The 2,821-nt window shown below is 65.0% G+C and carries 3 protein-coding genes; all 3 read right to left on the bottom strand.

Annotated elements, in window-relative coordinates; all coding sequences use genetic code 11:
- Nucleotides 1–103 precede the first annotated feature (103 nt).
- Complete coding sequence (locus tag ACIRD7_RS43300; RefSeq protein WP_403461577.1) at nt 104–877, bottom strand: IS5 family transposase; 774 nt, start codon at nt 875–877, stop codon at nt 104–106.
- Nucleotides 878–964: 87 nt separating this feature from the next.
- Complete coding sequence (locus tag ACIRD7_RS43295) at nt 965–1,564, bottom strand: SMI1/KNR4 family protein (protein WP_403461576.1); 600 nt, start codon at nt 1,562–1,564, stop codon at nt 965–967.
- 73 nt (nt 1,565–1,637) lie between these two features.
- A protein-coding gene (locus ACIRD7_RS43290; protein WP_403461578.1) for an IS5 family transposase occupies nt 1,638–2,449 on the bottom strand; the annotation gives its coding sequence in 2 pieces (ribosomal slippage) (nt 1,638–2,107 and nt 2,107–2,449; 813 coding nt in all).
- Between the last annotated feature and the right edge of the window lie 372 nt (nt 2,450–2,821).

Here is a 2,821-nt window from a genome sequence, read left to right as displayed (position 1 = left end):
ATCCACGGCCGCGACTGACGCTTCCCCATGACCACATCAACGAGCGATCAAGCCGACAGTCACATGATCGAACCGCTTTTGTTAGAGCCAGTTAGACCGTGTCCTATGTGGTGAGACGGATGAGTCGCTTGTAGCAGCACAGGGCGGCGGCGAGGCCGAGAAAGGCCAGGTAGTTGCGGGAATCGCGTTCGTAGCGAGGGCTCAAGCGGCGGTAGCCGGAAAGCCACGACATGGTGCGCTCGATCACCCAGCGGTGCCGCCCTAATCGCTCGCTCGACTCGATTCCCTTGCGGGCGATGCGCACGCCGATCCGCTTCCCTCGCAGCCATCTGCGCAGGTCAGCCCGGTTGTAGGCTTTGTCGGCGTGCAGGCGCTGGGGCTTGAAGTACCGGCCGCGGTGGGGGTCGTGTCTCGTTTGGTGACTTTCCACCATCGGCTTCAGACCTTCGCTGTCGTGGGTGTTGGCAGCCGAGACGCCGACGAGAAGGGGCAGTCCGTTCGTGTCCGACAGGATGTGCATCTTGGAACCCGGCTTGCCCCGGTCCACGGGGCTCGGACCTGTGTGTTCGCCCCTTTCGAGGAGGCCGGCGTCGTCGAGCCGATGCAGCACGGCCTCGTGCAGCCGCCCCCAGGCACCGGCTCTCGACCAGATGAGGAACCGCCGATGGGCGGTCGACTTCGATATCCCGAAGGAGGGTGGCAACGCACGCCAGGCGCAGCCGGACACCAGGACGTAGATGATCGCGGCGAACAGCGTCTCATCAGGCGTGTGTTTCGTTCCGCCGCCCTGCGGCCGCACCTTCGACCGCGGGATCAGCGGCTTCGCGATCTGCCACAACCCGTCCGGAACAATCCAGCTCCACGCACCCCGCCCCATGAACGGACCAACTACGCCTCACCACGTAGGACACGGTCTTAAGAAGTGATCTCATTAGGTGGCTGCTGAGACTGGAGCAGCGGCCTCTCACATGCCACGGTCTGGGCCGTACCAAGGTTCGGTGCGTTCGTCAGCGGACATCGGAAGGCGCTCCAACTTCACGGGGCCAGGGTAAAAGGCTGCACTGTTGGGCCCGCTCATGTCCTCGCCGATGAGATAGCGGTATAGCCATTCCGCGAAGCTCATGCGGTGCTCTGCCCAGGTTTCGTCATAGCTCACCAGGAGCCTCGGAGCCTCAGGGGCAGCGATCAAGAAGATGGTCTCGCCTCGGTCGGTGCTAGCGATCGGCCACAGCCCGTTGCGGGTGCCGAAGCTCAGCTCGTCGAGTCCGAAGAGCTGGCGGGGGTCCTCGTCCGGGTCGAGATGGAGGTCGTCCCACGGCACCTCGGACCACGCCTTTATCGTGCTGCGGATGTTGTGGCCCAGGTTCCACCGTTCGGTCGCGGGGTGGTAGAGGTACAGGTGCCCGTTGATCTGGATGGGGGCGAACGCGTCCACGAGGGCCCTGTAGTCAGGCGGAAGTTCAATGCCGAGCTCTGCGTGGAGACGGTCCCAGGCAGCTGGGTCCGCGTAGCGGTTCTGGGCCGGGCCGAGCATCTTCAGCACGGCAGCCAGGTAGTCAGTCATGAGTTCCTCGACGGTGTGCCCGCGGCGCGGTCCACCGCGTTGGGCCGCACCCCCTGGAGCCGTACTCTACGGATCAGTTCGCGGTGATGACCTTCGCAAGTCTGCGGTAGCAGATCAGACCGGCAGCGATGCCGGCGAAGGCGAGGAAGTGTCCTGCCTTTCGTTCGTACCGACGGTGCAGGCGGCGGCACCCGGCAAGCCAGGCGACCGTCCGCTCCACAGTCCAGCGGTGACGGCCCAGGCGCTGGGAGGACTCGATGCCCTTGCGCGCGATGCGCGGGGTGATGTTCCGTGAGCGCAGCCACCGGCGCAGGTGATCGTAGTCGTACCCCTTGTCGCCGTGGAGCTTGGCAGGCCGTCGCCGACGCGGTCCACGGTGTGAGCGGACGGGCGGGATGCCGCGTACGAGGGGTTCGAGACCCTGACTGTCGTGGGTGTTCGCGGCGGAGATCCCGATCGAGAGGGGCAGACCGGATCGCTCGGTGATCAAGTGGATCTTTGATCCCTTCTTACCGCGATCTACGGGATTCGGACCCGTCAGATCCCCCCTTTCGTTGCGCGCATGTTCACCGAGTCGATCGCGCACCTGGACCAGTCCAGCTCCCCGCGTGCGCCAAGTTCGTCCAGCAGCAGACGGTGGAGCTTGCCCCATACCCGAGCCCGGCTCCACTCGGTGAAGCGGCGGTGCGCGGTCGGCCCGGACGGGCCGAAGCCTGGCGGTAGCTGTCGCCAGGTACAGCCGGTTGTGGCTACGAACAGGATCGCCGCCAGCACTTCGCGATCGCCGTAGCGCCGACGGCCGCCCCCCTGCGGACGAACCGGCGCAGCCGGGACCACCCGCTGGAACAGCTCCCACAGCCCGGCTGGCACCAAACGTCCCACCATCGCCATTTCGGCCGCCAGCTTAGTGATCAGACCAGTTGAGACGATCTCTAAGAGCGGACAACCACAGTCAACAGCGGTGCCAGCATGCCCCGCACCAACCACTCTCCAAGGAATCCGTGCAGGGCAGAGGCATACGACCGCCCAAGCGCCGTCGCTTCCCAACCTCAGTGTGCGGGCGTGCTGACGCAGACGATGCCCTCCGATACGGTCCCGAGCCATGGCGGACAGCAGCGGTGTGCCGGAGAAAGTAGCGTGGATCCTGATTCAGGACGACCGGGTATTAGGGTCCGTCTTCAAACGGATCTTGCCCAGAGCAGGAACGACGCGAGATTGACCGCTGCTTCGTAGGAGGTGGCGGTCTTGTCGTATCTG

It is taken from the genome of Streptomyces sp. NPDC093568, assembly GCF_044764945.1.
GTDB lineage: Bacteria > Actinomycetota > Actinomycetes > Streptomycetales > Streptomycetaceae > Streptomyces.
Note: the sequence above shows the minus strand (reverse complement) of the source record. Positions and strands in the feature narration are given on the sequence as shown.

Coding starts and splice junctions, on each gene's coding strand:
- ACIRD7_RS43300 (WP_403461577.1), bottom strand. CDS start 877: ATGGGGCGGGGTGCGTGGAGCTGGATTGTTCCGGACGGGTTGTGGCAG.
- ACIRD7_RS43295 (WP_403461576.1), bottom strand. CDS start 1,564: ATGACTGACTACCTGGCTGCCGTGCTGAAGATGCTCGGCCCGGCCCAG.